This is a genomic window from Actinacidiphila sp. bgisy167 (assembly GCF_965342175.1).
Classification (GTDB): domain Bacteria; phylum Actinomycetota; class Actinomycetes; order Streptomycetales; family Streptomycetaceae; genus Actinacidiphila.
The window spans coordinates 1-5,324 of sequence record NZ_CBDRBL010000155.1 but is presented as its reverse complement, the minus strand read 5'-3'; the positions used below and the strand labels follow the sequence as shown (position 1 = coordinate 5,324).

The following is a 5,324-nucleotide window of genomic DNA, read 5'->3' as shown; positions in this document are numbered from 1 at the left end:
TGTCGCGTGAATGAAGTTCTTGGACGCTTGGATGTGGCGTGTTCGAGGATTTCGTCGGCGGTCTTGGTCCAGGTGAAGGGCTGGCAGCGGTCGTTGTAGGCGTCGATGTACCGGCGGATGGCGTCCTTCAGGTCGGCGACGGAGGTGAAGGTGCCGCGGCGTATGGCCTGCCGGGTGATGATGCCGAAGAAGATCTCCACCAGGTTCAGCCACGAGCAGGAGGTCGGTGTGAAGTGCAGGGTGATCCGGGGGTTCTTCGCCAGCCAGGCCTTCACGCGAGGGTGCTTGTGCGTCGCGTAGTTGTCGACGACCACGTGCAGCTTCACCCTCGGGTGGGCCTTGGCGACCTGCTTGAGAAAGCTCAGGAACTCGTCGTTGCGGTGCCGGGTGTGGCAGGCGTCGGCGGTGATCTTCCCGGTGGCGACCTCCAGCGCGGCAAACAGCGTGGTCGTGCCGTGCCGCACGTAGTCGTGGGTGCGCCGCTCAGCCAGGCCGGGCCGCACCGGCAGCATCGGCGCGGTCCGGTCCAGCGCCTGGATCTGGCTCTTCTCGTCCACGCAGACCACCACGGCCTTCTCCGGCGGGGCCAGGTACAGTCCGACCACGTCGCGGACCTTCGCCTCCAGCTCCGGGTCGGTGGAGAACTTGAAGGTCTCCGCGCGCCAGGGCTGGATCCTCCACTTGCGCCAGACCTTGGCCACCGCCACGTTGGACAGGCCCACCTCCCTGGCCAGCAACCGGGACGACCAGTGCGTCACGCCCAACTTCTCCGGCGGGCCCTCCAGCGTGCGCACCACGACCTCGGCTTCGTCCACAGTGGTGGGCCGGCCCGAGCGAGGCCGGTCCTCCAGCCCGGGCAGGCCGGCCGAGCGGTAGCGACCCCGCCAGGTGACCACGGTCTGCCGGGACAGCTCCAGCCGCCGCGCGATCTCGGTGTTCGAGGCGCCCTCGGCCGCCAGCAGCACGATCCGGGCCCGCGTCACCAGCCCCGACGCGGTCGACGGAGAACGCACCCAGGAACGCAGGACCTCACGGTCCGCATCGGAGACGGCCAACGGCGCAGCAACAGGCATACGCCATTCAACCGCACACCAACCAACTGTCCAAGAACTTCATTCACGCGACACTAGGCACTTTCGCGTGCGACTCCAGCCCACGCGCCCTTGACCAGCAGTTTCACTCTGCCGCTGCCTCCAGAACCCCCGAATTACGTCGAATCCGGGGCCACCGCTGAACTCATTTGCGGTGTGGAGCGGGGCCGCCAGTGCACACCGAGCAGAGTTGAACATGTTCAATTTTCGTGGCAATGTGGGCGCTTGACGATCAGATGTGTGAAGCAACCGGGGTTTGACGTACGCAAGGGGGAGCCATGCGTGATGAACGAGGGCGGGTCGCCGCGGGGTTGCGTGGAGTGGTCTTGGCAGTCGCGGTGTTGACGCTGGCCACAGGGTGCATATGGCAGCAACAGACACTGGCTCGGGCCGGCATCGTAGGCACCTGGACCGAGGGCGATACCGGGACCCTTCTCTTCAAGGACGATGGCACCGTCGTCGTAACCAACCTTGCCGAGTTCAATAACGATGGCGACAAGGTGTCGGAGTGCAGCGGCACCGGCAAGTGGTTCTTGTATCCCGACGACAAGGAAGCGGAGAAGTTGGGGACCACCGTCTGCGACGGCAACCCGTGGGAATTCGGCGGCTCGAAGGCGCATCCGCAAATGCGGCACAGCGTGGGAGATCCTTCGTACGGGAAACACCAAACCCTCAGCCGCAAGTAGCGGAAGCCGACCGGCGCGTCAGGCGCAACGGCCATGGACTCGACCGGAATCGACGCGAGCACCGTCGCGGTACAGCAACAGGACAGCGGTTCAACGGCTGCGATCCAACTGTCCTTCACGATGCACAGTGCCCACTGACAGCCGTGGTCGTGATGCCGGAGGAGCAACATCCATCACGTTCGAGGCAACGTACCAGACCAGTCGTGCACCGCGATTCGTGCAAGTCAGGGACACCTAGAGGGCTCATCGGGGCATGAATCCGGGCTTCTGCTCAGCGAGTGAGCGGAGGCGCCCAGGGTAGTCCTGCGCCGACGGTTCGGAGTTGTACCGGCGCCGCATCTCGGCAGCGAGTTCGCGGCTGGTCATGATGAGTGACGGCACCGACTGCCGATCCCCTTGAAGGGCCCGCCCCCCCATGACGAGTGCCTGCTCCAAGTCGCCCTCACGTGCTGCCGTGACACCGAGCGTGACCCGGGCTTCAGTGTTGCGCATCGGTGACCGCTCGGTGCCGTCAAAGTCGGGTCCCCGCCCTCAGCACCTCTTCGGCGAGCGTGCGCGCGAGCTTGTCCTCACCAACCAGGCGGTAGCAGTCCATCGTGTGGAAATCGAACTTGGCGGGGTCCACCACGAAGTGGTTGTCCAGGTTCTCGGGGTACGGCATCCCTTCGAGCAACCGCCGTCCCTTGTCCAAGGCCACCTCCACTTGCCGGCGGTCCCCGAGGCGCCCCCACGCCTTGGCTTCCTGTGCTGCGAGCTGTACAGCTACGCCGTGATGCGCCGCCGTGTCGGCTCCTGCCAGCGCCGCCGCGATGACGCCGCGGTAGTCACCGGTTGTGAGAGCGAACCATGTCCGCATCTCGTGCGCCCACCCGGCACCTCTGCGTGGTCGGATTCGGTAGCGAGAGAGAGGGCGGCGCGACGCGTCGACTCTGCAGCGTGACGATCGCCCGTGTCGTACTCGACGCAGCCGACCAGAAGGGTGAGGCAGCCCGACAGGGCGAGAACTTCGCGGTGCTGCGCGAGCGTGAGGCTCTTCGTGTGCAGCTCGACGACCCGGCGAAGCCACTGCCGGCCCTCAATGAGGAGCTGCTCGGTCGGCATGAACGGGTACTCCGAGGCGAGCCGGTCCGTCGTGATCCGAAGAGCATCGAGCGTGGCATTGTCGACGTCAGACCGGTTGAGACGGCTCGCGATCTCCAGCGTCTCCATGCCAGACGCTGCCAGGATCTCCTTGTCTCCGTCCCGCCGTGAGGGCGCCGTGGGCGGACATGGCCGGCAAACCGCTGGACGCCCGGGGCCTGTCTCGGATGCTGCGCGAGTACATGACCGGCGACAGCACCCCCATCGCCGCACGCAACATCAAGACCGGTGGCAACGTCATGAAGGGCTACTACGCAACCGACCTCCATGACGCCTGGCAGCGGTACTGCCCTCCCCCCTCTGAAAGTCCGCTACTTCCGCTACCTCCGCTACCGCGCAGGTCAGAGCCCCAAAACCGGTAGCGGGTAGCCCCCGCGCATCCGCTACCTCGCCGCTCGATCCGCTACCGCTACCCGTATGAGGCGGTCTACCGGAAACAGCTCCGGCCTGTGATCACGAAGGGCGCCGAAGCGATGGATGACATCTTCGCTGAAGATCAGGAAGACACGGCCGCGGAGGACGAGGATGAGGGTGACGCGGTGGCCTGACCACATTCGGTCGGCCCCCGGTTTGGCCCCCTAGGCATGAAAGAGGCCCATTCGCGATCATGCGAATGGGCCTCTGACCTGGGTCGGGGTGGCGGGATTTGAACCCACGGCCTCTTCGTCCCGAACGAAGCGCGCTACCAAGCTGCGCCACACCCCGGTGTCGCATCGTGGCCTTGGCCCGGCGCGACGTGGATTACTCTAGCGGACCTCCCGCCGGAGACGAAATCCGGTTTTCGCGGGTGGCTCAGACGCCCGGCACGAGGGTGAGCAGAGTGGCCTCGGGCGGGCAGGCGAAGCGGACCGGGGTGTAGCGGTTGGTACCGCAACCTGCGGAGACGTGCAGGTAGGAGCGGTGGCCGGCGGCCTCGTGGGTGGACAGGCCCTTGACCCGGTCGGTGTCGATGTCGCAGTTGGTGACCAGGGCCCCGTAGAAGGGGATGCACAGCTGTCCGCCGTGGGTGTGGCCGGCGAGGATCAGTGGGTAGCGGTCGGCGGCGAAGGAGTCGAGTACCCGCAGGTAGGGGGCATGGACGACGGCGAGGGAGAGGTCGGCGTCCGGGTCGGGGCCGCCGGCGATGGCGGTGTAGCGGTCACGCCGGATGTGGGGGTCGTCGAGGCCCGCGAAGGCGATCTCGATGCCGTCGTCGAGCTTGAGGCGGCCGCGGGTGTTGTTGACCCCGACCCACCCCGCGACGTCGAAGGCGTCGCGGACCTCCTCCCAGGGGTTGCGGGCGACGCCCACGGCGGGGTCGTTCTTGCCGTTGAGGCCGTGTACGCCCCGGACGCGCTCGACGAGGTAGCGGGCGGGGTTGCGCAGCTTGGGGGCGTAGTAGTCGTTGGAGCCGAAGACGTACGCCCCGGGAAGGTCGAGCAGGGGGCCGAGGGCGTCGAGCAGCTCCGGGACGCCGTGGGGGTCGGAGAGGTTGTCGCCGGTGTTGATCACGAAGTCCGGACGCAGCCCGGCCAGCGACTGCAGCCAGCGGCGCTTCTTGTTCTGGCCGCTGACCATGTGGATGTCGGAGAGCTGCAGGACGCGGATCGGCCGCATTCCGGCCGGCAGGACCGGCACCCGCACCCTGCGCAGGCGGAAGGACCGCGCCTCGATTCCGGCCGCGTAGGCCACGCAGGCCGCGCCGGCAGCTGTGATGCCCAGGGGTACTCCGTATCGCGCGCGCATGTCCTCCATGGTGGCAGACGGCTCGTCAGGGATAAATCCACGGTCCTCCCGGCGCCGACCTGGCAGACTCGGAGCCATGACCACCACGCTCAAGCAGCGTCTGCACGACGACCTCACGGCTGCCATCAAGGGGCGGGACGCGCTGACCTCCTCCACCCTCCGTCTCACCCTCACCGCCATCACCAAGGAGGAGGTCGCGGGCAAGCAGGCGCGCGAGCTCTCCGACGACGAGGTGCTGAAGGTGATCGCCCGCGAGGCGAAGAAGCGCCGGGAGGCCGCCGACGCCTTCGAGCAGGGCGGCCGCAAGGAGGCCGCGGAGCGGGAGCTGGCGGAGGGCGAGGTGCTGAGCGCCTACCTGCCCAAGCAGCTGGACGACGCGGAACTGGCCGGCATCGTCGCCGCCGCGATCGCGGAGTCGGGGGCCGAGGGGCCCAAGGCGATGGGCGCGGTCATGAAGATCGTCAACCCGAAGGTGGCAGGCCTGGCCGAGGGCGGCCGGGTAGCCGCGGAGGTGCGCAGGCAGCTCACGGCCGGCTGACGGGGGGCACCTCGGGCGCCCTCGGGCAACCCGGGGCCGCTCGCCGGCGGTCGGGGGTCCGGCACGGTACGACAAAGCCGGAGGGGGGGGGGGGGGGGGGGGGGGGGGGGGGGGGCGGGGGGGGGGGGGGGTGGGGGGGGGGGG

General features: G+C 68.0%; 6 protein-coding genes, 1 tRNA gene and 1 pseudogene. 3 read left to right on the top strand and 5 right to left on the bottom strand.

The annotated features are described in order from the left end of the window. A partial coding sequence (locus ACRWND_RS30155; protein WP_431955046.1) for an IS630 family transposase occupies positions 1 to 1,073 on the bottom strand: 1,073 nt, incomplete at its 3' end. 296 nt (positions 1,074 to 1,369) lie between these two features. On the opposite strand from ACRWND_RS30155, the gene ACRWND_RS30150 reads away from it, so the two are divergent. Beyond that, positions 1,370 to 1,777: a hypothetical protein gene (locus tag ACRWND_RS30150; protein WP_431955044.1), complete on the top strand. Its 408-nt coding sequence runs from the start codon at positions 1,370 to 1,372 to the stop codon at positions 1,775 to 1,777. Between the two features lie 511 nt (positions 1,778 to 2,288). On the opposite strand, the gene ACRWND_RS30145 is transcribed toward ACRWND_RS30150, so the two are convergent. Together ACRWND_RS30145 and ACRWND_RS30140 are read right to left on the bottom strand one after the other, a co-directional pair. After that, on the bottom strand, positions 2,289 to 2,450 hold the full coding sequence (locus ACRWND_RS30145) for a hypothetical protein (protein WP_431955042.1): 162 nt from the start codon (positions 2,448 to 2,450) through the stop codon (positions 2,289 to 2,291). Between the two features lie 89 nt (positions 2,451 to 2,539). Beyond that, complete coding sequence (locus ACRWND_RS30140) at positions 2,540 to 2,986, bottom strand: hypothetical protein (protein ID WP_431955040.1); 447 nt, start codon at positions 2,984 to 2,986, stop codon at positions 2,540 to 2,542. 44 nt (positions 2,987 to 3,030) lie between these two features. On the opposite strand from ACRWND_RS30140, the pseudogene ACRWND_RS30135 reads away from it, so the two are divergent. Further along, positions 3,031 to 3,279, top strand: a pseudogene (locus tag ACRWND_RS30135) (DUF3631 domain-containing protein); the annotation flags it as partial. 269 nt (positions 3,280 to 3,548) lie between these two features. Here the strand turns inward: ACRWND_RS30135 and ACRWND_RS30130 are convergent. Then, a tRNA-Pro gene (locus tag ACRWND_RS30130) sits at positions 3,549 to 3,622 on the bottom strand. An 87-nt stretch (positions 3,623 to 3,709) separates the two neighbouring features. Then, a complete protein-coding gene (locus tag ACRWND_RS30125) occupies positions 3,710 to 4,642 on the bottom strand; it encodes a metallophosphoesterase (protein ID WP_431955038.1) in 933 nt (310 codons plus the stop codon). Positions 4,643 to 4,718: 76 nt separating this feature from the next. On the opposite strand from ACRWND_RS30125, the gene ACRWND_RS30120 reads away from it, so the two are divergent. Beyond that, positions 4,719 to 5,180, top strand: coding sequence for a GatB/YqeY domain-containing protein (locus ACRWND_RS30120; protein WP_431955036.1), 462 nt, complete (start codon positions 4,719 to 4,721; stop codon positions 5,178 to 5,180). Positions 5,181 to 5,324 lie beyond the last annotated feature (144 nt).